The 23,150-nt window shown below is 58.9% G+C and carries 23 protein-coding genes and 1 pseudogene; 14 read left to right on the top strand and 10 right to left on the bottom strand.

The genetic code is table 11. From position 1 onward, the window contains the following. The first annotated feature begins 363 nt into the window (after positions 1-363). Positions 364-1,989 (top strand): CTP synthase, encoded by a 1,626-nt coding sequence (locus HQL98_00120; protein ID MBF0270464.1) that lies wholly within the window; start codon positions 364-366, stop codon positions 1,987-1,989. A 3-nt stretch (positions 1,990-1,992) separates the two neighbouring features. Next, positions 1,993-2,847 (top strand): 3-deoxy-8-phosphooctulonate synthase, encoded by an 855-nt coding sequence (gene kdsA, locus HQL98_00115; protein ID MBF0270463.1) that lies wholly within the window; start codon positions 1,993-1,995, stop codon positions 2,845-2,847. Positions 2,848-2,923: 76 nt separating this feature from the next. Here the strand turns inward: kdsA and HQL98_00110 are convergent, their stop codons facing one another. Beyond that, on the bottom strand, positions 2,924-3,370 hold the full coding sequence (locus tag HQL98_00110) for a hypothetical protein (protein MBF0270462.1): 447 nt from the start codon (positions 3,368-3,370) through the stop codon (positions 2,924-2,926). Between the two features lie 334 nt (positions 3,371-3,704). On the opposite strand from HQL98_00110, the gene gcvT reads away from it, so the two are divergent. The 6 genes from gcvT to sppA all read left to right on the top strand — a co-directional run bounded on the left by gcvT (position 3,705) and on the right by sppA (position 10,792). Continuing rightward, on the top strand, positions 3,705-4,796 hold the full coding sequence (gene gcvT / locus HQL98_00105; protein MBF0270461.1) for a glycine cleavage system aminomethyltransferase GcvT: 1,092 nt from the start codon (positions 3,705-3,707) through the stop codon (positions 4,794-4,796). Between the two features lie 270 nt (positions 4,797-5,066). Continuing rightward, complete coding sequence (gene gcvPA / locus HQL98_00100; protein MBF0270460.1) at positions 5,067-6,431, top strand: aminomethyl-transferring glycine dehydrogenase subunit GcvPA; 1,365 nt, start codon at positions 5,067-5,069, stop codon at positions 6,429-6,431. Between the two features lie 4 nt (positions 6,432-6,435). Then, positions 6,436-7,929 (top strand): aminomethyl-transferring glycine dehydrogenase subunit GcvPB, encoded by a 1,494-nt coding sequence (gcvPB, locus tag HQL98_00095; GenBank protein ID MBF0270459.1) that lies wholly within the window; start codon positions 6,436-6,438, stop codon positions 7,927-7,929. Further along, positions 7,926-9,233, top strand: a complete 1,308-nt coding sequence (gene eno, locus HQL98_00090; GenBank protein MBF0270458.1) for a phosphopyruvate hydratase — start codon at positions 7,926-7,928, stop codon at positions 9,231-9,233. Before gcvPB ends, eno begins: the two co-directional genes overlap by 4 nt. 28 nt (positions 9,234-9,261) lie before the next feature. Continuing rightward, positions 9,262-9,735: a MerR family transcriptional regulator gene (locus HQL98_00085; protein ID MBF0270457.1), complete on the top strand. Its 474-nt coding sequence runs from the start codon at positions 9,262-9,264 to the stop codon at positions 9,733-9,735. A 97-nt stretch (positions 9,736-9,832) separates the two neighbouring features. Then, on the top strand, positions 9,833-10,792 hold the full coding sequence (gene sppA / locus HQL98_00080) for a signal peptide peptidase SppA (GenBank protein MBF0270456.1): 960 nt from the start codon (positions 9,833-9,835) through the stop codon (positions 10,790-10,792). 149 nt (positions 10,793-10,941) lie between these two features. Here the strand turns inward: sppA and HQL98_00075 are convergent, their stop codons facing one another. After that, positions 10,942-11,400, bottom strand: coding sequence for a thermonuclease family protein (locus HQL98_00075; protein ID MBF0270455.1), 459 nt, complete (start codon positions 11,398-11,400; stop codon positions 10,942-10,944). A gap of 137 nt (positions 11,401-11,537) precedes the next feature. Here HQL98_00075 and HQL98_00070 point away from each other — a divergent pair, with 137 nt between their 5' ends. Then, positions 11,538-12,467 carry a chemotaxis protein CheV gene (locus HQL98_00070; protein MBF0270454.1) on the top strand — a complete coding sequence of 310 codons (930 nt, stop codon included), beginning with the start codon at positions 11,538-11,540 and terminating at the stop codon, positions 12,465-12,467. 21 nt (positions 12,468-12,488) lie between these two features. On the opposite strand, the gene HQL98_00065 is transcribed toward HQL98_00070, so the two are convergent. Genes HQL98_00065 through HQL98_00055 form a run of 3 tightly spaced genes read right to left on the bottom strand, consistent with a single transcriptional unit; the run spans position 12,489 to position 14,462 of the window. Continuing rightward, positions 12,489-13,412, bottom strand: a complete 924-nt coding sequence (locus tag HQL98_00065; GenBank protein MBF0270453.1) for a tyrosine-type recombinase/integrase — start codon at positions 13,410-13,412, stop codon at positions 12,489-12,491. Beyond that, a complete protein-coding gene (locus tag HQL98_00060) occupies positions 13,409-14,020 on the bottom strand; it encodes a TetR/AcrR family transcriptional regulator (GenBank protein MBF0270452.1) in 612 nt (203 codons plus the stop codon). Before HQL98_00060 ends, HQL98_00065 begins: the two co-directional genes overlap by 4 nt. A 37-nt stretch (positions 14,021-14,057) precedes the next feature. Further along, positions 14,058-14,462: a response regulator gene (locus tag HQL98_00055; GenBank protein ID MBF0270451.1), complete on the bottom strand. Its 405-nt coding sequence runs from the start codon at positions 14,460-14,462 to the stop codon at positions 14,058-14,060. A 130-nt stretch (positions 14,463-14,592) separates the two neighbouring features. On the opposite strand from HQL98_00055, the gene HQL98_00050 reads away from it, so the two are divergent. Continuing rightward, positions 14,593-15,714, top strand: a complete 1,122-nt coding sequence (locus HQL98_00050) for a M23 family metallopeptidase (GenBank protein ID MBF0270450.1) — start codon at positions 14,593-14,595, stop codon at positions 15,712-15,714. Here the strand turns inward: HQL98_00050 and HQL98_00045 are convergent. The 5 genes from HQL98_00045 to uvrB form a co-directional block, all read right to left on the bottom strand. Next, entirely contained in the window at positions 15,674-16,135 is a 462-nt protein-coding gene (locus HQL98_00045; GenBank protein MBF0270449.1) for a D-tyrosyl-tRNA(Tyr) deacylase, read from the bottom strand. The genes HQL98_00050 and HQL98_00045 overlap by 41 nt on opposite strands. Before the next feature lie 21 nt (positions 16,136-16,156). Then, on the bottom strand, positions 16,157-16,576 hold the full coding sequence (locus tag HQL98_00040) for a response regulator (GenBank protein ID MBF0270448.1): 420 nt from the start codon (positions 16,574-16,576) through the stop codon (positions 16,157-16,159). Next, positions 16,545-17,306: a response regulator gene (locus HQL98_00035; protein MBF0270447.1), complete on the bottom strand. Its 762-nt coding sequence runs from the start codon at positions 17,304-17,306 to the stop codon at positions 16,545-16,547. The genes HQL98_00040 and HQL98_00035 overlap by 32 nt, the downstream gene beginning before the upstream one ends. Positions 17,307-17,353: 47 nt before the next feature. Continuing rightward, the gene (locus tag HQL98_00030; protein ID MBF0270446.1) at positions 17,354-17,665 is read right to left on the bottom strand and encodes an Hpt domain-containing protein; all 312 of its coding nucleotides are present in this window, start codon (positions 17,663-17,665) and stop codon (positions 17,354-17,356) included. Between the two features lie 103 nt (positions 17,666-17,768). Next, entirely contained in the window at positions 17,769-19,892 is a 2,124-nt protein-coding gene (uvrB, locus tag HQL98_00025; protein MBF0270445.1) for an excinuclease ABC subunit UvrB, read from the bottom strand. Here uvrB and HQL98_00020 point away from each other — a divergent pair. The 4 genes and pseudogenes from HQL98_00020 (at position 19,878) to HQL98_00005 (ending at position 23,150) form a co-directional block, all read left to right on the top strand. Beyond that, a complete protein-coding gene (locus HQL98_00020; GenBank protein MBF0270444.1) occupies positions 19,878-20,492 on the top strand; it encodes a hypothetical protein in 615 nt (204 codons plus the stop codon). The two genes, uvrB and HQL98_00020, sit on opposite strands and share 15 nt — an antisense overlap. A 207-nt stretch (positions 20,493-20,699) precedes the next feature. Continuing rightward, positions 20,700-21,662 carry a nucleotidyltransferase gene (locus HQL98_00015; protein ID MBF0270443.1) on the top strand — a complete coding sequence of 321 codons (963 nt, stop codon included), beginning with the start codon at positions 20,700-20,702 and terminating at the stop codon, positions 21,660-21,662. 3 nt (positions 21,663-21,665) lie between these two features. After that, positions 21,666-22,256 (top strand): hypothetical protein, encoded by a 591-nt coding sequence (locus HQL98_00010; protein ID MBF0270442.1) that lies wholly within the window; start codon positions 21,666-21,668, stop codon positions 22,254-22,256. Between the two features lie 52 nt (positions 22,257-22,308). Further along, positions 22,309-23,150 (top strand): annotated as a pseudogene (locus tag HQL98_00005) (transcriptional regulator).

Raw genomic sequence — 23,150 nt, 5'->3', positions numbered from 1 at the left:
GAGCATGGACGCCGGAAGTGGCCAATGGCGCGGATTGCCCCGGATCCGAGGGAGGGGCGCTTTGTTTGTCCAGCACCATCCGGGTGACAATATAACCAAGGACCGACACCAGACCCAAAAAACCCAATCCTTGCATGACCCCCTCCTTGTCGGCGATATAAGTACAATCACATCATTATCACAAACCTGGACACCAGGGTCAACCGCGCCAGCGAATCGATCCCCGATCCGACGCTAAGGAATCGTATACCCGCCACGAGAAGTGGTGTATGCTGTTCCCACTCGGGCGGATCATCCGTTTTGCAGCAACACGGATGATCTCCTTGTCGCGGACTCACACCCTCGGAGCATTGAGAATCCAACATGGCCAAATTCATCTTCGTGACGGGCGGCGTCGTGTCGTCTCTTGGCAAGGGACTGGCCGCCGCATCCCTGGGCAGCCTGCTCCAGGCGCGCGGACACTCCGTCACCATGCAAAAACTGGATCCTTACATCAACGTCGATCCCGGCACCATGAGCCCGTTCCAGCACGGGGAGGTGTTCGTCACCGATGACGGCGCCGAAACCGATCTGGATCTGGGCCATTACGAACGATTTCTCGACATTCCGATGGGGCAGGCCAACAATTTCACCACAGGCCGCATCTATCAACAGGTGATCCGCAAGGAACGACGGGGGGATTATCTGGGTTCCACGGTGCAAGTCATTCCCCACATCACCGACGCCATCAAGGAAGCGATTCTCAACGTCGCGGGGGATGCCTCCATCGCCATCATCGAAATCGGTGGCACGGTGGGCGACATCGAATCCCTGCCCTTCCTGGAGGCGATCCGCCAATTGCGCATCGATCTGGGTCGGGACAACACCCTGTTCATCCATCTGACCCTGCTCCCCTATATTCCCACCTCCGGCGAACTGAAAACCAAACCCACCCAGCACTCGGTCAAAGAACTGCGGGCCATCGGCATTCAACCCGACATTCTGGTCTGCCGTACCGACCGGGAGATCCATGCCTCGGTGCGCAAAAAAATCGCCCTGTTTTGCAATGTGGATCCGGACGCGGTGATCTGCTGTCAGGATCAGGAGTCCATCTATCGGGTGCCCTTTGCCCTCCACCTGGAAGGCTTCGCCCGCAAGGCCCTGCAATTCCTCAATCTGCGCGGCGCGGAACACCGCATGGACGACTGGGAATCGGTGTTGGAAACCATCGTCAATCCCAGCCACAAAACCACCATCGGCATTGTCGGCAAATATGTGGAACTCAAGGACGCCTACAAGTCCTTAGTGGAAGCCCTCACCCATGGGGGCATCGCCAACGACAGCCGGGTCTCGTTGCGCTGGGTCAACGCCGACGATCTCTCCCAGGAAGATCCCGCCGCCCTGCTCGGTGGGGTGGATGGCATTCTGGTTCCCGGCGGTTTTGGCGAACGGGGAGCCGAGGGGAAAATTCGTGCGGTCCAGTACGCCCGGGAAAACAAGGTGCCCTATTTCGGCATCTGCCTGGGCATGCAAATGGCGGTGGTGGAATACGCCCGTCACGTGGCCGGATTGGAGGGGGCCTACTCCTCGGAGTTTTCGGACCACACCCCCCACCCGGTGATCGCCCTGATGACCGAATGGAAAACCGAACAGGAAATCCAGCGCCGGGATACGGAAGCCGACAAGGGGGGCACCATGCGACTCGGGGCCTATCCGTGCCATCTGATTCCGGACAGTCACGCCGCCCGGGCCTACGGCACCCCGACCATCTCCGAACGCCACCGCCACCGCTACGAATTCAACAACAACTATCGGGAACAGTTGACCCAGGCCGGTCTGATCATCTCGGGCACCAGCCCGGACGGAGAACTGGTGGAAGTAATCGAAGTGCCGAATCATCCCTTTTTCGTGGCCTGCCAGTATCATCCGGAGTTCAAATCCCGACCCCGCGCCCCCCATCCGCTGTTCGCCGCCTTCATCAAGGCGTCGCTGGCCAACCGGAGGGGATGACCCATGGAACCACCGGTGCAACACATCGTCACCGTGGGGGATCTGGCCATCGGCAACCGCTTGCCTTTGGTCCTGATCGCCGGTCCCTGTGTGCTGGAAGGCGATACCCTCCCCACCCGTCGGGAGTTCGCCCTGTCCACGGCCACACGCATCGGCGCCATCATGAACCGGGTCGGACTGCCCTGGATCTACAAGGCCTCCTTCGACAAGGCCAACCGCACCTCCTCCCAGGGGTTTCGCGGACCCGGACTCGATGACGGCCTGAACCTCCTGGCCATGGTCAAACAGGAACTGGGCCTGCCGGTGGTCACCGACATCCACACCCCGGAGCAGGCCGCCCCCGTGGCCGAGGTGGTGGACATGTTGCAGACTCCGGCCTTTTTATGCCGTCAAACCGATCTGATCCAGGCAGCGGCCCGCACCCAACGACCGGTCAACATCAAAAAAGGACAGTTCCTGGCTCCCCAGGACATGGCCCGGGTGGTGGCAAAGGCCAGAGACACGGGCAATGAACGCATTCTGGTTTGCGAACGGGGATTTGCGTTTGGTTACGGGGATCTGGTGGTGGACATGCGGGCTTTGACCATCCTGGCCGACAGCGGCGCCCCGGTGGTCTTCGACGCCACCCATTCGGTGCAAAAGCCCGGCGGACTGGGCAACGCCTCCGGAGGCGAACGCCGCTTCGTGGCCCCTTTGGCCCGGGCCGCCGTGGCCACCGGAGTGGCGGCGGTGTTTCTGGAAACCCATCCCGACCCGGACCTCGCCCCCTGCGACGGCCCCAACATGGTGCCCTTCGATCAACTCGAAGCCCTGCTGCGCCAATTGAAACGATTGGACGAAGGCTTGAAGAACGGTTGAGCCTCGCCAGATTTCCAGATCTTTCCAGGCCCGCTCTCTTGGCCAATCCCGATCACCGGGCATTGGCTAGTCCCGATCACCGGGCAGCGGGAGCGGTGAAGGCCGGAACGGCTGCAGGCGGCGGAACGTATTGAACCGGCAATGGCCACACCCGCATCAAGCCAAACAGCAACCCGATCCCGGCCAGAATCATCGTGCCAGTCTTGATCACCATCCGCAGTTCCAACTCCTTGATGTCGCGCTTGAGAGAGACTTCCAGCTCCTTGATCTTGAAATCCAGCTCCTGTTTGGTGGCCAAGCCATCCAGACGCCCCTTGACCTGCTGTTCGTTCCGGTCCGCCAGCGTATCGAACTTGACTTCCACCTGCCGGTCACGTTTGCTCGCTAGATCCTCCACACGCCCATCCACCTGCCGCATCAACGTAGCCAGCACCTTAGTGATCCCTTGCGCCTGATCTTCAGGAATGCCGGCGGCCTTCAACTGCTCCACACATTCCAACGTATCAAAAGTGGTGGTGGTCATGCTTGCCTCCAAAAGCAGGATGGGGAATGATGGAAGATTACACCACAACCATTCCGGAATCAATTTCGTCCTTGCCAGACTGCCAAAACAAAAAAGCCCTAGCCAAAAACAACTTAAGAAATTTTTCCTGCTGTTTGACCTTGACCCAAAAATGGATGAACCCCGAAAAAATCCGGGGACATCCCGTGGACCCACCCCCCCTTGACCTGATATACTGAAGAGACAGCATGGCACCAAGTCACCGCTCTCATCATCACCGTGCCGGTTGACCCACCCCGGTCAGCCGACGTGGCCATGCCTATCCATCACCCGAGGCTGGACGAGGTTTTTTTCGATGCACAAAACAATTCTGCACAACCGTCACGTCGGACTCGGAGCGCGGATGGCGCCATTTGCGGGCTGGGACATGCCCTTGCATTATGGATCGCAAATCCAGGAGCATCACGCGGTGCGCCGCCACTGCGGGGTGTTCGATGTCTCCCACATGGGGGTGGTGGATCTGCATGGCGGGGACGTAATCGGGCTGTTGCGCTGGATTCTGGCCTGCGACGCGGGACGACTGGCGGACGGTGGCGGGCAATACGGGCTGATGCTCAACGAGCGCGGCGGAGTGGCGGACGATCTCATCACCTATCGTTTGAACGCCACCTTTTTCACCCTGGTGGTCAACGCGGGCAACCGGGAAAAGGATCTCGCATGGATCCGCATCCACGCCCCGGCCTACGAAGTCACGGTGACCGAACGCACGGATCTGGCCATCCTGGCGTTGCAGGGGCCGGAGGCGGCAAGCCATCTGGGGACGATCCTGCCCGCCTCCCTGGCGGAAAAAGCGATGGCCATGCCCGCGTTTCACATGCTCGCCCAGGACGAATGGCGCGTGGCCCGCACCGGCTACACCGGCGAAGACGGCTTTGAACTGATGATCCCCACCACCATGGCCGGACACGTCTGGGATCGGCTGCTCAAGGCCGGAGTGGCGCCCGCCGGCCTGGGCGCGCGGGATACCCTCCGACTCGAAGCGGGCATGAACCTCCATGGCCGCGACATGCACGACAAAAGCAATCCTTTGGAACGGGGACTGGGTTGGACCATCGTCTGGGAACCGGATACCCGCCATTTTGTGGGACGACAATCCCTGGAACCCACCCGTCACGATCCGGAACTCAAAAAACGCATCGGCCTGATCCTCACCGACAAAGGGGTATTGCGGGATCATCAGGTGGTCTACCTCAACGACGAACCGGTGGGAGAGATCACCAGCGGCGGCTACTCCCCCACGCTCGAAACCGGCATCGCCCTGGCGGTGGTGGAATCCAGACTGCAACCCGGGGAGATGTGTCAGGTGAATGTGCGGGGTCGCCTGTTGGCCGCCCGCGCGGTGCGTCCGCCTTTTGTCCGGATGGGAAAACCGGCGTTCAAGGATTGATCGCCCATGCCCGTTTTTTCCCCTCAGTTCCCGTTTTGTCCGGGTTGCTGGTGGCTCCACGGACCAGCCATGCTCCAGCATGGCCCACCCCCTTTCTGGCTGGCTCCCACCTTTCCCCCCCCTTCCAGGTGGCCATGACTGCCACCGCGTGAAGGGTCTCGGTGAAAAAACATTTACAATAGCGTTTTCTCATTGCGGATTATCTGCCATACTGGGGCGGTGGTGATCGTTCAATATGTCACTTTAACGCTTTGAAGCGGAAACCGAGGCATGCCATTCATCCCCCATACGCCCACCGATATCGACGAAATGCTTCAGTCGATCGGCGTCCCGGACCTGGAGACCCTGTTCGAGGAGATCCCCGATTCCTTGCGCTGTCCCACGCTGGACCTGCCCCCGGCCCTGGGGGAGATGGCCGTGGGACGGATGATGCGGGAACGGGCCGAAACCGATGCCAATGGCTTGTGTTTCATCGGGGCCGGCGCCTACGAGCACCACATTCCGGCCGCCGTGTGGGAGATCGCCGCCCGGGGAGAGTTCCTCACCGCCTACACCCCCTATCAGGCCGAGGCGAGCCAGGGCACCTTGCGGCTGCTGTACGAATTCCAAACCATGATGGCGGGCCTTACCGCCATGGATGCGGGCAACGCCTCCCTGTATGACGGAGCCAGCGGATTGGGGGAAGCGGTCCTCATGGCCGCCCGCGCCAGCGGCAACGCGGGAGGCAAGATTCTCATGCCCGCCAGCGTCCATCCCCACTACCGGGCCGTGGTGCAAACCATGACCGCGGATCAGGATCTGGAGGTGGTGGAAATCCCCTTCGACCCGCTGGAAGGCCGCATTCTGCCCAAGGCCCTGAACCGTTTCCATGGCCAGAAAATCGCCGTCCTGGTGATTCCCCAACCCAACTTCTTCGGCATCCTGGAAGAGGTGGACACCCTCACCGATTGGGCCAAGGCCGAAGGGGCCACCGTGGTCGCCTCGGTCAATCCCCTCTCTCTGGGCCTGCTCAAGCCTCCGGGCCACTGGGGCCGACAGGGGGCGGATATCGCCTGTGGTGACGGACAACCCCTGGGGATTCCCTTGTCATCCGGGGGGCCGTATTTCGGATTTTTGTGTTGCAAGCAGGCGTTGCTGCGCCAGATGCCCGGTCGCATCGTGGGTCGCACCCAGGACGCCCAGGGCCGAACCGGCTTCATTCTCACCTTGCAGGCCCGCGAACAGCACATCCGTCGCGCCAAGGCCACCTCCAACATCTGCACCAATCAAGGGCTGATGACCGTAGCCGCTTCGATCCATCTCTCCTTGCTGGGACCGGAAGGCTTGGCCAAAACCGCCGCCCTCTGTCACGCCCGTACCCGCACCCTGGTGGAAAAACTGACCGAAATCCCCGGCGTGACCCGTCTATTCACCGGTCCGTACTTCCACGAAACGGCCCTGCGCCTGCCCAAACCCGCGGCTCCGATCCTGGCCCGGCTGGCGCGACTGGGCATTCAGGGGGGATACGCCCTCGGGGACGACCACCCCTTCCACGACAAGGGAGTGCTGGTGTGCGCCACGGAAACCAAAACCGAGGCGGATCTGCAGTTCTACGCCGACACCCTGGCCTGGGTGCTGAACGCGAAGGAAGGATGAAGCCATGACCCAAACCATCTTCGACGCCTCCCGCCCCGGTCGCCGCAACCCCCATCACATCCCGGAGGCTCCGGCCACGCCAGAAGGGATCCCGGAACGGTTTCTGCGCCCCACGCCACCGCCTCTGCCACAGGTTTCCGAGTTGCAGGTGGTACGCCACTTCACCCGGCTCTCCCAGTTGAATTTTTCCGTGGATACCCAGTTCTATCCCCTGGGATCCTGCACCATGAAATACAATCCCCGGGCCTGTCAGGTCTTGGCCTCGCTGCCGGGATTTCTCAACCGTCATCCGTTGGCCTCGGAGGAGTCGGGTCAGGGGGTGTTGCGCTGCCTGCACGAACTGCAAGAAATGCTTGGCGAAATCGCCGGCATGCCCGGGGTTTCCCTGGTGCCCATGGCCGGGGCGCAAGGGGAGTTCGCGGGAGTGGCGATGATCCGGGCCTATCACCGCTCCCGGGGAGACGAGGCGCGCCGGGTCATGCTGGTGCCCGACGCCTCCCACGGCACCAATCCCGCCACCGCCGCCATGTGCGGTTGCACGGTGCAAGAGATCCCCACCAATGACCAGGGTGACGTGAACCTGGATGCCCTGCGTCAGGCCGTGGGACCCCAGACCGCCGGATTGATGCTCACCAACCCCTCCACCCTGGGGGTGTTCGAGCGTCAAGTCGCCCAGATCGCGCAGATCATCCACGCCGCCGGAGGACTGCTCTACTACGACGGCGCCAATCTCAACGCCGTGGCGGGCCGGGTACGTCCGGGAGACATGGGATTCGACGCGGTTCATTTCAATGTCCACAAGACCTTCGCCACGCCCCACGGCGGCGGCGGACCCGGCGCCGGACCGGTGGCGGTCTCCGAGCGACTGGTTCCGTTCCTGCCCCTGCCGGTGGTCAAAAAGGAACTCGACGACAAAGGCCGGGAGTGGTTCTCCTGGATGGACGAGACCCAATGCCCGGAGAGCATCGGTCGTCTTGCCACCTTCGCGGGCAATGTCGGGGTACTGTTGCGCGCCCATATCTATCTGCGCATGACCGGCGCCGAAGGCATGAAACGGGTCTCCGGCTTCGCCACCCTCAACGCCAACTATCTCATGGCCCGCCTGAGCGCCGCCGGCTTCACCGTAGCCTTTCCCGGTCGCCGCGCCACCCATGAGTTCATCCTCACCTTAAAACCCGAAGCCGACGCCTTTGGCGTATCGGCTCTGGATTTTTCCAAACGCCTTTTGGAATTCGGCATTCACGCCCCGACCATGTATTTTCCATCCCTGGTCCCGGAATGCCTGTTGATCGAACCCACGGAAACGGAAACCAAAGAGACTCTGGACCAATTCGTGGAGGCGATGATCGCCATCCGCCGCGAGGCGGAAACCAATCCCCAACGTTTGCTCACCGCACCTCACGCCGTTCCGGTTCCGGGCGGTGGCGTCGGTCGTCTCGACGCTACCCGCGCGGCCAGAAAACCGGACTTGATCTGGAAGGAGACGATTACCCAATGACCACCATCGCCCATGTCCATGCCCGCGAAATCCTTGATTCCCGGGGCAATCCCACCGTCGAGGTGGAAGTCACCACCGCCACCGGTCGCATCGGTCGCGCCGCGGTTCCTTCGGGAGCCTCCACCGGCGCCCGGGAAGCCCTGGAACTGCGCGACGGTGACGCCAAACGTTATCTCGGCAAAGGGGTGCAAAAAGCGGTCGCCGCTGTCAACCAGACCATCGCACCGGAAATTCGCGGCATGGAAATCTTTGCCCAACGCGCCCTGGATGCCCGCATGATCGCGCTGGATGGCACGCCGGACAAATCGGCCCTGGGGGCCAATGCCATTCTCGGGGTCTCCCTGGCGGCGGCCAAGGCAGGAGCCAGAGTCACCGGACAGCCTTTGTTCCGTTATCTGGGTGGGGTCAACGCCCATCGCCTGCCCACACCGATGATGAACATCCTCAACGGCGGCGCCCACGCCGACAACAACGTGGACATCCAGGAGTTCATGATCCTGCCGGTCTCCGCCACCACCATGGCCGAAGCGGTGCGCATGGGCGCCGAGGTGTTTCATCACTTGAAGAAAGTCCTGTCGAAAAAAGGACTCAACACCGCTGTCGGCGACGAAGGCGGCTTCGCTCCCAATCTCGCCTCCAACGAAGAGGCGTTGAAAGTGATTCTGATGGCCATCGAAAACGCCGGCTACATTCCGGGAGAAGACATCTTCCTGGGCCTGGACTGCGCCTCTTCCGAATTTTTCGACGCCAAAAGCGGTCAATATGATCTCAAGGGGGAAAACCGCATCCTGACCCGTCAGGAACTGGTGGGCTACTACAAGGATCTGTGCGCCCGCTATCCGATTCTCTCCATCGAAGACGGCTGCGCCGAAGGAGACTGGGAAGGCTGGCGTCTGCTCACCGATACCCTGGGAGAAAAGGTCCAACTGGTGGGAGACGATCTGTTCGTCACCAATCCCGCCATCCTGGCGGAAGGGGTGCGCCAGGGAATCGCCAATGCCATTTTAGTCAAGGTCAACCAGATCGGCACCTTGACCGAAACCCTGGAGGCGGTGGAACTGGCCCGTCAATCCGGTTATCCGTCGGTGATCTCCCACCGTTCCGGAGAGACCGAAGACGTGACCATCGCCGATCTGGCGGTGGCCGTGAACGCCGGTCAAATCAAGACCGGATCCCTCAACCGTTCGGACCGCATCGCCAAATACAACCAACTGTTGCGCATCGAAGAGTCCCTGGGCACAGCCGCGCGTTACGCCGGAAAACAGGCCTTCTTCAACCTTTTTCCGGGCGTCATTCAATCTTGAACACAAAGAAAGGAGCACACCGACCCCCATGAACACGACCAGCGCTCCAACTGAAAGCGAAGAAACCGCCACCATGGTCAAGATCGGCGTGGTGGCCAAACGTCTTGGCATTTCCATTCGCACGATCCACATGTACGAACGGGAAAGGCTGTTCATCTCCCACAAGAACCGGGCCGGCACCCGCCTGTTCAACGAAGACGATGTGCAATGGCTCATCGAAATCCGACGCCTGATCAAGTCCAGCATCAGCATTGCGGGCATCCGCTCGCTGCTGGCCCTGATCCCTTGTTGGGACGTGATCAAATGCCAGTACGGCTCCCGGCAGAACTGTCCCTCCTTGCAGGACAACCAGTTTCCCTGCTGGAGCAACAAAGAGAGCCATTGTTATCAATCCGTGGAGGTGTGCCGGGCCTGCAAGGTCTATGCGATGCGTTTTCGCATCAGCGACCTCAAGGGGTTGACCGACATTCGCATGAAACCCGAACCCCTGCCTCTGTCCTGAAGGCTCCTGACAAACCACCATGGAAAAAAACGAACCCTTATTCTCCGAGGACGCTCACCTTCCTCCGTCTCCCCACGCCGAGGAAAACCGGGAGTGGATGAGACAACTGGAAGCCAATCGCGCCCAGGAACGCGAAGTGCTGGAACGGCTGTTGCTGGCCAACCTCAACGAGCAGAAAAAAACCCGCAGAGGCCGCAACTGGTTTCGGCTGTTCATCGCGGGATATCTGATGCTGCTGTTGTGGTTGGCCCATCTCGGCGGGGATCTACCCCATCTGGATCAGCTTTCGGCCAAACGCAAACATGTAGCCGTGGTGCATCTGCACGGGGTGATCATGGATGAAATGCCCGCCTCGGCGGAAACGGTCATCAAAGGATTGCGGGAGGCCTTCGACCACCCGGATACCGAAGGGGTGATTCTGCGCATCAACAGTCCGGGAGGCAGTCCGGTGCAGGCGGGCCAGATCTACGACGAGTTGACCCGGTTGCAAAAACAGCACGCCGAAATGCCGGTCTACGCCGCTGTCGAGGATCTGTGCGCCTCGGGTGGCTATTACGTGGCCGCCGCCGCCCCCAAGATCTACGCGGACAAGGCCTCGCTGGTGGGCTCCATCGGCGTGATGATGCAAGGATTCGGCCTGCAACAGACCCTGGAAAAACTCGGCGTGGAGAGCCGCATGCTCACGGCGGGCAAACACAAAGGATTCCTCGACCCCTTCAGCCCGGTGAATCCGGCGGAAAAACAGCACGCCCAGGGACTGCTCAACCGCATTCACGAGCAGTTCATCAAGGCGGTGGAGACCGGACGGGGTGACCGACTCAAAGCCGGACGGGAAGAGTTGTTCCAGGGGCTGGTCTGGACCGGCGAAGAGGCGGTGAAACTGGGACTGGTGGATGGATTGGGTTCGGCCTCCTGGATCGCCCGTCAGTTGATCAAAAACGAGCGCATGGTGGATTTCACCAACAAGGAAGACCTGTTGACCCGCGTATCCAAAGGCATGGCCGGTGCGGCCTTGCAGGCTCTGCCCATCGGCGAGAGCGGCTGGCGCTGGCGGTAGAACCCACCCCCAAAACAAAAGGTCGGACGGTCCACAATCCCCTCGGCGGATGACGGGGGCGCGCAAGGCCGCGCTCCACCCGCCAGGGGACCGGACCCGACCGGGCCGACGAAAGGATCCGGCCTCTCGTTTCGGTCACTCCGGTCCTCTTATTTCCGTTCCCGGTTTTCCCGTCGGTGGTGACGCTTCCACACCCAGGGAGGGGTGGGGTCGGGATCGGCCCACAGTCCGAGGCCCCGACTCCTGGCCTCTTGTTCCAATCTTTTCAGCTCCGGATCCTGGGAATAATAGGGATGCTGCCACGCCAATCCGGCCCGCACCAAGGCCGCGCCCAACTCCTCGCCATCCGGAGGGGTCACCCAGGCCACCTGACGTCCATACCGATCCCGTTCCTTGCCGCGAATCCGGACCGTGCGCTGATCCACCAGACGGGTGGTCAAGGCTTTGGCCTCCTCGGCGTAAGGTTGCCCCTTTTCCGGAGTATCGATCCCGGCAAGACGAATTTTCTCATATCCCCCGGACCGGGTTACCACCAGACTGTCCCCGTCTTGAACCCGCACCACCCGTCCACGCCACTCCTGGGCCCACAGCCAAGCAGGAGCGCACAACCATCCAATCAGAAAAATCTTGAATAAACCATACGAAAAAACTCGGCATTTCACCCCGATTGGGTGTATGCTGGCGCTCTGGCCTATCATCATGACCCCCAACAAACCGGATAAAGGACTGCTGCAAGGAGAACACCATGTCAGAAGCAAACTTCCTGGCCGATGTCAACAAACGCGCCAATCTCGCCTTCAGCAACGAAATGGAGATGCTCACCTTTGTCCTGACGGATGGCCAACTCTACGGTCTGAATGTCTTCAAGATCATCGAAATCCTTGAATGCCCCAAACACATCACCCGCATTCCCCAATCCCACCCGGCCATCAAGGGTACCATCGATTTCCGGGGACATGCCATCAATCTGCTCGACCTCTCCGAGGCCTTGGGCCTGGAGTCCATCCCCTATCAGGATCGCTTGAGCTATGTCCTGGTCTGTGAATACAGCACCTCGATCCAAGGTTTTCTGGTCAGCGAACCCGACCGACTGATCCAGAAAAGCTGGAACGATGTCATCCGGCCCGACGGCTCCCTCTACGGGGCCAGCTACCTGACCGCCATCACCTATGACGGGGAACGGACGGTCCAGATCCTCGACGTGGAAAAAATTCTCGGCGACATCATCGGCATCGAAGACGCCATCTCCAGCGACATGACCCAACGGGCCAAACAGTTGCAAATCGACAAGTTTCATGTTCTGGCGGTGGACGACTCCAACGCGGCCCGTCAACTCATGTCTTCGGCCTTCACCCAACTGGGTTTGCGCCATACCCTCTTCGACAGCGCCGACAAGGCCTTGGAAGAACTGGAACGGTGTCTGGACTCCGGAAACATGCCCTACAACATCATCTTTTCCGACATCGAAATGCCGGTCATGGACGGCTTCACCTTTACCCGCAAAATCAAACAGAATCCCAAACTGGCCCACATTCATCTGGCCCTGCACAGCTCCCTGAGCAACAAATCCAACCAGGACAAAGCCGCGCAAATGGGAGCCGATGCCTTCATTCCCAAGTTCCAGCCCAACAAAATCGCCGCCGCGATCCTTGATCAGGTGGAACGGGTCTCCTGAAGACCGCATCCCGATTGTTCTTTATTGTCCCACCAGACCAAAACCCACCTCGTCCAGACGCGCCACCAACTCGGCCACCGTCGGACGGGGTGGACGCTTCACTCCCCGGGGAAAAGTCAAGCCCGCCAGGGTGAACCGTTCCACCTCGGTCAACCCCGCCTGTTCCAGACGCGATAACGCCTCGTTGCGCAAATCACTGAAACGCAGCCCCTTCACCCGGGCCTGAAACGCCACGGCGCGAAACGCCTTGTCAATGGTCAGGGGGTGGCGCACCCCCAATGCCCCATAAGAGCCATAAAATAAAAGCTCTTCGCGGTCCGGACGATCCGAATAATTCAAAACGTCCTCGAACACCCGCACCGCCCCACGACTCAAAGGAACCAGACGCTCCGGGCGCCCCAGCGTTCTGGGAATGGTCGCGACCCGCGCCTTCAGGTCCAAATCGTCGGTACGCATTTTCAGGATTTCGTCCTTGTTCATGGCGGTCTGCAAGGCGATGCGCACGATCCACCCCAGCATGGGGGTGGGACGCCGGTCACACGCGGCCAACAGCCGCACCACCTCTCCCGGTCCCAGGGAACGGGCCCGCTCCGGCACCGCCCGGGGGGGGGAAACGCCATTCACCGGATTGCCGTCCAGTTCCAATCCCCACGACCCCACCGCCACCTCGAACAGATCCCGCAACAGATCCAGATCCCCCTGCACGATGGCCGCCGACGCCTCCCGCAAACGCAGATCCCGATAACGGGACAGATCCAGGGCCGTCACCTCCGACAGGGGCAGCTTTCCCAGACGCGCCGTGATCTGGCGCGCCTTGCGCTGCTCACGGGCATGGGTGGGGGGGGATTTGTGCGCAGAAACCCGTTCCAGATAGCGAAGCAAAGCCGCCTCCACCGTGGTCTCCGGGGAGAACACCTCCTCCTCTCCGGCGGTGGGGATCATCATCGGCAATTTCCGTCCGGACCCAGGCCATCGAACAGCAAACGCGCCAAATGGTCGGCGATGCCCTCCACATCCTCATGTTCGGGAAGGGCGCCCGGCAGTCGCTTGCGAATCGGGGCCAACTGAAAATGGGACAACACCAATCCCAGGATGGCAAAAAACAGCAAATGCTCATCCGTGCGCTCATGGGCCAAATCCGCCAGAATCCCTCGGCTCTCTTCGTAAACCGGCAGGAAAACCCGATCCAGCAGCAGGCGCAAACGTTGTTCGTCCGCATCGCTCATTTCACGCTGCAACAAGGAGCGCAAAATCACATCCCCGCCAAAAATTTCGATCCAGAAAGCGATCAGACACCGCAATCGGCTCCTGGCATCCCGGGCCATCTCCAACTCCTCGGCCAGGGTATTCACCTTGTCGGCGAAGGCATACTCCAACGCTTTGAAATATAATGTCTCTTTCCCGGAAAAATGATTGTACAAAGCGGCAGCGGTAATACCCACAGTCTGGGCAATGTCCCGCATGGCCACCCCGTTGTAACCGCGTGCGGCAAACAACGGCAGGGAGGCTTCAAGAATCTTGACGGCGGTCTTTGAATAACCTGGACTGTTCATAACCCTTACCCGGACGTGCAGGAGGCTCGCAAGGACATCAACCCATTCCAATCAAACCATAATTGCGCACTTTCTCCAGCAGCGCGGCCCGTCGGATGGGTTTGCCCAGATAGGCGTTGCACCCCCCCTGATCAAAGGAGCGGATGATCGAGTCCAGGGTATCCAACGCCGAGGTCATGATCACCACAGTCTCGTCATTGGCCGCCACCTGGTGATCCTTCTCCGCGGCCCGAATGGCCAAAACCGCCTCCTGTCCATCCATCTCCGGCATCATGATGTCCATGCAGACCAATTGATACGGATCGTTTTTTTCCAGGGCGGTCTTGAAGGCCGCCACGGCTTCGACGCCGTTCATCACCTCGTGACACTCCCCGTGGGGAGCGAGAATCGAGGTCAAAATCACCCGGCTGTTCACATCGTCATCGGCAATCAGAATTTTCACGGCAGTGATGATTTCCATTAACAGAAGATTGAACAAGACTTTTTCCACCGAGACACGAAAATCTCTCACGCCCTGCGTCCATCACCCGATAAAAAACGGGTACGGACTTCCAAATCCAGGAGATTTTCACATGCAATCCTTATATCTCATGTTGGCATCCACGCGCAACCGTCCACTCCAACCGGTATCCACCGGCGAAACCCAGTGGATGCATTTTTTCCGGAGTGAATTTCTTCCACGTTTTTTCGCCATGACCGTGCCCGCTTTGATGGGGAGTCTGATGACCGGTTACTGGCTGATCAGTCGGGAAGCTCCACCCTTGCCCCGATCCGGACCCACTCCCCTGGCCACGCATCAACCGGAGACCACTCCCAGGGAATCGGCTCCGACCGTCGTGACGCTTCCAGAGAATTCCACCCTGATTCCCACTCTGGAGTCTCTGGAAGGGCTGTTCAACCCCGCTGTCGATCATGCCGAAACCGCAGAACCGGAACCCGATACCCTGCCCATCCCCCACGCCACCCACACGGGCCTTTCCTCCTTGGAGGTGCATGTCAACGAAACCCTGCTGGAAGCCCTTGATCCTTATCTGCTGGGTCGGGAACAAAAACAGATCTTCGCCCGCAGCATTCCCACCGGTCATCCGATTCCCTTCATGGGGGTGACCAGTCCGTTCGGATTTCGGATCCATCCCACCCTGCAAAGCAACCGGTTTCATCCAGGTGTGGATCTGCAAGCAGCCATGAATACCCAAGTCATGGCGACAGCCGATGGTGTGGTGGAATTCGCCGGTGTGGACACCGGCAAACTCGGCCTGAACGGTCTGGGACAGGTGATCAGCCTGCATCACCATTTCGGCTTCACCACCACCTACAGCCACCTCAACCAGATTCTGGTCAAGCCCGGCGATTTCGTCAAAAAGGGGGATCTGATCGGTCTGACTGGCAAAAGCGGCATCGTCACCGCGCCGCATCTGCACTATGAAATCCGCTTCATCCACCAATACCTCAACCCCGCCCCGTTCATGGACTGGACCCCGGACCATCCCGACCGGCTGTTCCGGGAGAAAAACGTTCAGTGGCTCTCCCTGCTCGCCATGATCGATACGCACCCCCCCTCCTCCTCCAGCGGCCCCCACCATCCGCCTCCCCCCCGCGCGGCTCAACGGACGCAAGCGGCCACGGACAGGGCCAGACCTCCCCTCCCCATCGTCACGGCGAGTCATCCCCTTCGGCCCCAAACGCCACGATGAAGGTCACAGGCCCATCGTTGACCAGACTCACCCGCATGTCGGCGCCAAAACGTCCGGTGGCCACCATCAACCCCTCGGCGGTCAGGCGCTGACAAAACGCATCGAAAATCCGACGGGCCTGCTCCGGCAGTTCCGCCCCGTCGAAGGAGGGACGGAATCCCTTGTCGAGATTGGCCGCCAGGGTGAACTGGGAAATCACCAGCACCTCTCCGCCCACATCCCGCACCGAATGATGCATCCGGCCCCGTTCATCCGGAAAGAGTCGCAACCCCGCGATCTTGCGGGCCATGCGGTCGATCTCCCGGGGTCCGTCTCCCCGTTCCACCGCCAGTAGCACCAGCAGCCCCTTGCCGACCGCACCCACCATCTCGTCGGCAACGGTCACCGCCGCCTCGCTCACCCGTTGCAGAACCGCTTTCACGCCCCACGCTCCCCAGGGGATCTAAAGTCCATGCCGCTCCCAGTTGCTTGCGTCGGGTTGCCAGTCGGGAAACAGTTCCTGAATCGCCGTCAACAACTCTTGACGAAAAACCGGCTTCTCCAGAGTGCGCATCACCCCACGAAAGGCTTCCCCCTCCCATGGCGACGGTCTGGAACGAACCCCGCTTCCCCTGGTGAGGGCAATGATCCGGGTCTCCGGAAACTCCCGCAACAACGTTGCCAGCACGGTCTCGCCATCCGGATCCATGAGCAACAAATCCGTGATCACCAGATCACACGGAGCGGCGCGCAGAACCTGCCATCCCAAACGCGCACCTGGCGCATCCAGCACCTGCAACCCTTCGTTTTCCAAGATGTTGCGCAACAGCATACAATTCAAACGGTCCCCATCAATCACCAGAACCTGGATCGTCCGTGCCATGGTTTTCCCCTCCCCGCTCCACGCGCACCGCCAGGACATAACCTGAACTGCGCACAGTCTTGATCAGCGATGGTTTCTTGGGATCATCCCCCAGACGCCTTCGCAATCGGCTGATTTGCATGTCGATGGTACGATCAAAAGGCTCAATCTCCCGACCGTGTGAAAAATCCAACAACTGGTCCCGACTCAATACCCGGTTGGGATGATTCAAAAAGACCCGCAACAGGGCAAACTCCCCTCCGCTCAGAAAAATTTTCTTGGACTTCGGCGAGTACAACTGGCGGGTGGGGACATCCAGCATCCATCCGGCGAACCGATAGGTGGCATTGGTATCTGGCTCCTGCACATCGTCGGGAAGGGTGCGGGCACGCCGCAGGACACTCTTGACCCGCGCCAGCAACTCCCGGGGATGAAACGGTTTTCCCAGATAGTCATCGGCCCCCATCTCCAGTCCGATGATCCGATCCATATCCTCGCCCCGGGCGCTCAGAATGATCACCGGAATGTTGGAACGGGAGCGCAAATTGCGACACAATACCAAACCATCCTCGTCGGGAAGCATCAGATCCAAAACGATCAGATCCGGCTGACTCTTTTCAAGCAGCAAACGCAACCCCTTGCCATCCGGTACCTTGCTGACCCGGAAACCGTTCTTTTCCAACAGCCTGCCCACCAGGGTGCGTATATCGGGATCGTCATCAACCACCAGGACATGATCCGGAATCGCCATATCACCGTCCCTCCCAAGGTTGATCGTCCATGAAGCGGGTCCAGGAACTACTCATAAACCACTTCCAGACGATCCATATAGGAGGCCAAATCGGCGATCCCCTGTTCGACTCCCTCCCGGTCCTCCCGTTTGGCCGCCTCCTCGATGGCGCGTCCAATCTCGGAGATGCCATCAAACCCGTATCCCGCCCCGGAACCCTTCATGCGATGACCCAACGTGCGCAAGGTCTGGAAATTCCCCTCCACCAACGCCAAGGGCAACTGCTCCAGATCCTTGCCACGATTCACCAGATATCCGGGAACAATTTCGGCAAGATCCTCATCGATGCGCACGGTTATTTTATCCGGCGAAACACCCATCCGTCACCTCCTGTCACGTCCGATGCGGACCGTCTCATGCTGGTCAGGTCCGTCAGTCCCCTCTGTTGTTTTTCAAGCCACTATCCATCATTCTAGCAAAGATTCAAGCCTTCGGAAACCTTTTCCCCTCCACCCCCCCTTTTCGCGGCAGACTCGGATCGTCCGCCAGGGCAAGACCCGGCAGAAACAGTTCCTGCTCCAAGGCGGCCAGACGATCCCGATACAGGGCCGCCAGCTCGAAATCCAGATTGGCGGCGGCCTCTTTCATCTTTCTTTCCAACTGCTTCAGCTCGGCGGCGGGACTCTTGACAGCCGAACCCGTCGCATAGCCTCCCGCCGCCTCCGCCACCTTGAGCCGCGCCGGCAACACCGGAGAACGGGCCGCGAAGGTATCCCCCGGCGTCTCCATCACCCCTTTTTTCACCGACGCCGGCACAATGCCATGGGCATGATTATAGGCCTCTTGCAAGACGCGACGGCGCCGGGTCTCTTTCAGGGCCGCCTCCATGGATCCGGTGATACGGTCCCCGTACAGGATCACCCGACCATCCAGATTACGGGCGGCCCGGCCAATGGTCTGAATCAAAGAGGTCTCCGAACGCAAGAATCCCTCCTTGTCCGCGTCGAGAATGGCCACCAGTCCGGTTTCCGGAATGTCCAACCCCTCCCGCAACAGGTTGATCCCCACCAGCACGTCGAACACGCCCAGACGCAAATCCCGGATGATCTCCAGCCGTTCCAGGGTGTCGATGTCGGAATGCAGATAACGGACCCGAATGGACAACCCTTCCAGATATTCGGTCAAATCCTCGGCCATGCGCTTGGTCAGCGTGGTGGCCAACACCCTGAACCCCCTGGCCACCACCCCTTGAATCTCCGCCAACAGATGATCCACCTGCCCCATGGCCGGAATCACCCGGCATTCCGGCTCCAGCAGTCCGGTGGGACGGTTGATCTGCTCCACCACCTCGCCGCCGCATTGATGCAACTCATACTCCCCCGGGGTCGCGGAGACGTAAACCGTCCCGGGACGCATCCGGTCGAACTCGTCGAAGGTCAAAGGCCGGTTGTCGAGGGCCGACGGCAACCGGAATCCGAACTCCACCAGGGTCTCCTTGCGGCTCCGATCCCCCCTGGACATGCCCCGCACCTGAGGAATGGTGACATGACTCTCATCCACGAACAACACCGCGTCTGCGGGCAGATATTCCAGCAAGGTGGGGGGCGGCTCGCCGGGGGCACGTCCGGTGAGATAACGGCTGTAATTCTCGATGCCCGTGCAGTATCCCACCTCCCGCATCATCTCCAGATCGTGATAGGTGCGGGTTTCCAGACGTTGGGCCTCCAGGAGTTTTCCCTGTTCGCGAAAAAGTTTCAATTGAATCGCCAGATCCCGCTTAATCTCCTCCATGGCGCGCAACACCACCGCCCGCTGGGTGACGTAGTGGCTGGCGGGAAAAATGGCGAACCGTTCCAACTCCCGGGTCGGATTGCCCGTGAGGGCATCCACGTAACGCAACCGTTCCACCATATCCCCGAAAAATTCCAACCGTACCGCCCGGTTCTCCTCGTGGGGCGGAAAAATCTCCACCGTATCCCCCCGCACCCGAAAGGTGCCTCGGGAGAAATCGATGTCGTTGCGTTGATACTGCATCTCCACCAGTCGGCGCAGAAGAGTGCGTTGATCGATCTCCTGCTCCACAGCCACCTCCAGGGCCATCTCCTGATAGGAGTCCGGGGAGCCGATGCCGTAAATGCACGACACGGAAGCGACGATGATCACATCCCGCCGGGAGAGCATCGCCCGTGTGGCCCCGTGGCGCAGACGGTCCAGACGGTCATTGATGGCCGAGTCCTTCTCGATGAAGGTATCGGTGCGGGGGACATAGGCTTCAGGCTGGAAATAGTCGTAATACGAGACAAAAAACTCCACGGCGTTGTTCGGGAAAAACGCCTTCATCTCGCCGTAGAGCTGACCGGCCAAGGTCTTGTTGTGGGCCAGAACCAACGCAGGCCGCCCCAACTCCCGGATCACCTGGGCCATGGTGAAGGTCTTGCCGGACCCCGTCACCCCCAACAGGGTCTGATCCCGTTTTCCGGCCCGCCACCCGGCCACCAGCGCCCGAATGGCCTCCGGCTGATCCCCCCGAGGAGAAAAATCGGAAACCAGTTCAAATGGAGAATCCTCCCGACCCGATGGGACCCGGGGTGAATGGGTGCGCGACATGCTTTCCTCCTTGACAAAAACGCTCGTACACACAGATTAAACCGTTATGCGCGTGATGGAAACGGTCAGGAACAGACCACGGGATCCTGTGCCGATGGTCAAACCGTTTTCCGCGCCATCGCATCCCAACGTCTCACATCGGATCTGAAACTCCCGTTTCAACTGGATACCACCCTCTTTCGCACAGGAGAAACGGAGGTCCATGAAGCCATCCGCGAGGCTTTGGTCAATACCCTGATCCACGCCGACCACCTGGGACAAGGGGGCATCGTGGTGGAAAAACATCGGGATCGCCTGGAATTTTCCAATCCGGGGGGACTGCTGGTCTCCCTGGACCAACTGCTGCGTGGCAACGTGAGCGAATGTCGCAACAAGGCGTTACAAACCATGTTCATGCTGATCGGAACCGCCGAGAAAGCCGGGTCAGGGGTGGATAAAATCTTTCGCGGCTGGCACGCCCAGGCCTGGACATTGCCCACTGTCAACGAACAGACCCAACCCGACCGGGTTACTTGGCTGCTCCCCCTGGTCACACGACAAGACCATCTTCTGGAAACAGACTCCTCACACAGCGATGACCTAGTGGAGCAACCGGGCTGATTTGGCTGTCTGCAAACGGCTCATATGCCAATTACCCAAGGATTGCCGCCCCATCAATTCAGCACGGATAAGCCATTAGGTGGCATCGCCATCGTGCCCAGGACGACATAAAAATTATTTTTATGTTACCACTTGCGGCACAAGCATATCATCATTATATGGTGCAAGTTACCAATTAGTCACTTCAATATGGTTAGGAGTCTCAACATGCTTTCAACCTCAACAAAAGGTAATTACCCCAGTGTCTGGACTAGGCACTTTAATGCTTGGGATAACCCTCCCAGCGATACAGAGGAAGAGCGTATCCAAACCATAGCCAATAAACTCAAGGAAACCCTCCACGAGCACCCAAAGTTGACATGTTATCAGATAGACGTAATTGCCCAGGGCAGCTATCGCAATAACACCAACGTGCGCCTTCACAGTGACATGGATTTGGCTGTGGTGTGGGAGGAAGTATTATACTATAAAGCGGAAGGATGCTATTTGCCTCAATTGGGCGATACGGAAATTCCTCTCCACACACTTCAACAAAAATTTCTCAGTTTTAAATCCACACTGGTGGAGGTTCTTATATCCAATTTTGGACAAGAAGCTGTCAAACGCGGGAACAAAGCTATCAATATCAAATTTACTCTGGGTGGACACACCATGAGCGCGGATGTAGTGCCAGCCATTCCTTCTGTCGTATATCGTTCCGATAATTTTGGCTCGTACCACAAAGACCATGGCATCGCTATCTATCCTGATACTCAACCAAACTTCACCCTGCTTGGAAGACAGGCGGAGCCGATCCTTAACTTCCCGGAGCAGCATTACCGAAATGGTGTCGCCAAAAACGAAATCACCTCCCGTCGTTACAAAAAGGTGGTGCGTATTCTCAAGCAGCTGAAAGATAAAATGGAACGGGAAGGAATCCCTCCTATCCCATCCTTTCTCCTGGAATGCTTAGTGTACCAATGCTCTGATGAGCTTTTTATGATAGGTGAAAATTATCAATGGGTTGTTGAGGTACTCTGGTGCATCAAGATGATGACTGAAACACCTAATAACGCTGACCCGTTGATGGAAGTGAACGGCATCAAACAACTCTTTGGAGTCGGTCAGCCTTGGCAGTTGGCGCAGGCGAACCGGTTTGCAGCAGATGCGCTAACCCATATTAGAGGCTGAACAATGCTGAAATTTATTCCACTAAAACTAAAGATTTCCTTTATTGCTTTTCCAACTGTCCTGTTTATCTGGAGCATCGTCGAGGAGTATAAACAGGATTTCTTTGGCATGGTGCGTTGGACCTCATTGGTGATTACCATTCTGGAATTCGGAGGGTTATTTGTACTAAACCGCTATTGGCGGACTTTGTGGCAATATTACCCAACGCTTGGATATATAATTTTTCCAGATCTAAACGGTATTTGGCAAGGAACCCTTCGTTCAGAATGGATCAACCCTGAAACCAGAGAGAAACCTGGTCCTATTGATGCTGAATTCACCATTAAGCAGAACTGGATGTCAACTACCGTGCGAATGAGAACTAAAGAATCGGAATCAGGTTCCACCAATTGCACATTGGATAAGAAAAACGATGGTCGTTTCTCGATAATTTTTAACTATAGCAATACACCGCAGTATGAAGTATGGTACAGAAGCCCAAAACATGATGGTACTTGTACACTAGTGTATGATCCAACCAAACCGAACGAACTGACAGGATCCTACTATACAGAACGCAGCACCAAAGGTCAGATTAACCTAAAACGCGGTTGATCAGACAACCGACGGCTCCACACTCCACGACTTTTATCAAGAAGTCAGCCGCATGCTGACCGATCGGGGCGACGAACCCGCGGATGGACGGATTCTCGAAGGGTTCGGTCTGTCCGACATCGATCCTTCCACCCTGCGGCAATACCGGAACCGACTGGCCTCCCACAAGCCCACCCACCCCTGGTTGAACGAGTCCGACCAGGATCTGTTGGCCAAACTGGGTGGCTGGCGACGGGAGCGCGTCACCGGAATGGAGGGTCTGACCATCGCCGGAATCCTGATGTTTGGCCGTGAAGAGACCATCCGCGAGGCGGTCCCGAGTTATCATGTGGATTATCGTGAACGTCTCTCCCCGGACCCCGAAGTGCGCTGGACCGATCGCTTGACCCTGGATGGCACCTGGCACGCCAATCTGTTTTAATTTTACCAAAGAGTGGTCCAACGTCTCACATCGGATCTGAAACTTCCGTTTCAACTGGATACCACCCTCTTTCGCAAAGGAGAAACGGAGGTCCATGAAGCCATCCGCGAGGCTTTGGTCAATACCCTGATCCACGCCGACCACCTGGGACAAGGGGGCATCGTGGTGGAAAAACATCGGGATCGCCTGGAATTTTCCAATCCGGGGGGACTGCTGGTCTCCCTGGACCAACTGCTGCGTGGCAACGTGAGCGAATGTCGCAACAAGGCGTTACAAACCATGTTCATGCTGATCGGAACCGCCGAGAAAGCCGGGTCAGGGGTGGATAAAATCTTTCGCGGCTGGCACGCCCAGGCCTGGACATTGCCCACTGTCAACGAACAGACCCAACCCGACCGGGTTACCTGGCTGCTCCCCCTGGTCACACGACAAGACCATCTTCTGGAAACAGACTCCTCACACAGCGATGACCT

This window comes from Magnetococcales bacterium (assembly GCA_015231755.1).
Lineage (GTDB): Bacteria > Pseudomonadota > Magnetococcia > Magnetococcales > Magnetaquicoccaceae > Magnetaquiglobus.
Note: the sequence above shows the minus strand (reverse complement) of the source record. Positions and strands in the feature narration are given on the sequence as shown.

Coding starts and splice junctions, on each gene's coding strand:
- HQL98_00120 (MBF0270464.1), top strand. CDS start 364: ATGGCCAAATTCATCTTCGTGACGGGCGGCGTCGTGTCGTCTCTTGGC.
- kdsA (MBF0270463.1), top strand. CDS start 1,993: ATGGAACCACCGGTGCAACACATCGTCACCGTGGGGGATCTGGCCATC.
- HQL98_00110 (MBF0270462.1), bottom strand. CDS start 3,370: ATGACCACCACCACTTTTGATACGTTGGAATGTGTGGAGCAGTTGAAG.
- gcvT (MBF0270461.1), top strand. CDS start 3,705: ATGCACAAAACAATTCTGCACAACCGTCACGTCGGACTCGGAGCGCGG.
- gcvPA (MBF0270460.1), top strand. CDS start 5,067: ATGCCATTCATCCCCCATACGCCCACCGATATCGACGAAATGCTTCAG.
- gcvPB (MBF0270459.1), top strand. CDS start 6,436: ATGACCCAAACCATCTTCGACGCCTCCCGCCCCGGTCGCCGCAACCCC.
- eno (MBF0270458.1), top strand. CDS start 7,926: ATGACCACCATCGCCCATGTCCATGCCCGCGAAATCCTTGATTCCCGG.
- HQL98_00085 (MBF0270457.1), top strand. CDS start 9,262: ATGAACACGACCAGCGCTCCAACTGAAAGCGAAGAAACCGCCACCATG.
- sppA (MBF0270456.1), top strand. CDS start 9,833: ATGAGACAACTGGAAGCCAATCGCGCCCAGGAACGCGAAGTGCTGGAA.
- HQL98_00070 (MBF0270454.1), top strand. CDS start 11,538: ATGTCAGAAGCAAACTTCCTGGCCGATGTCAACAAACGCGCCAATCTC.
- HQL98_00065 (MBF0270453.1), bottom strand. CDS start 13,412: ATGATGATCCCCACCGCCGGAGAGGAGGAGGTGTTCTCCCCGGAGACC.
- HQL98_00060 (MBF0270452.1), bottom strand. CDS start 14,020: ATGAACAGTCCAGGTTATTCAAAGACCGCCGTCAAGATTCTTGAAGCC.
- HQL98_00050 (MBF0270450.1), top strand. CDS start 14,593: ATGCAATCCTTATATCTCATGTTGGCATCCACGCGCAACCGTCCACTC.
- HQL98_00040 (MBF0270448.1), bottom strand. CDS start 16,576: ATGGCACGGACGATCCAGGTTCTGGTGATTGATGGGGACCGTTTGAAT.
- HQL98_00035 (MBF0270447.1), bottom strand. CDS start 17,306: ATGGCGATTCCGGATCATGTCCTGGTGGTTGATGACGATCCCGATATA.
- HQL98_00030 (MBF0270446.1), bottom strand. CDS start 17,665: ATGGGTGTTTCGCCGGATAAAATAACCGTGCGCATCGATGAGGATCTT.
- HQL98_00020 (MBF0270444.1), top strand. CDS start 19,878: ATGGGTGCGCGACATGCTTTCCTCCTTGACAAAAACGCTCGTACACAC.
- uvrB (MBF0270445.1), bottom strand. CDS start 19,892: ATGTCGCGCACCCATTCACCCCGGGTCCCATCGGGTCGGGAGGATTCT.
- HQL98_00015 (MBF0270443.1), top strand. CDS start 20,700: ATGCTTTCAACCTCAACAAAAGGTAATTACCCCAGTGTCTGGACTAGG.
- HQL98_00010 (MBF0270442.1), top strand. CDS start 21,666: ATGCTGAAATTTATTCCACTAAAACTAAAGATTTCCTTTATTGCTTTT.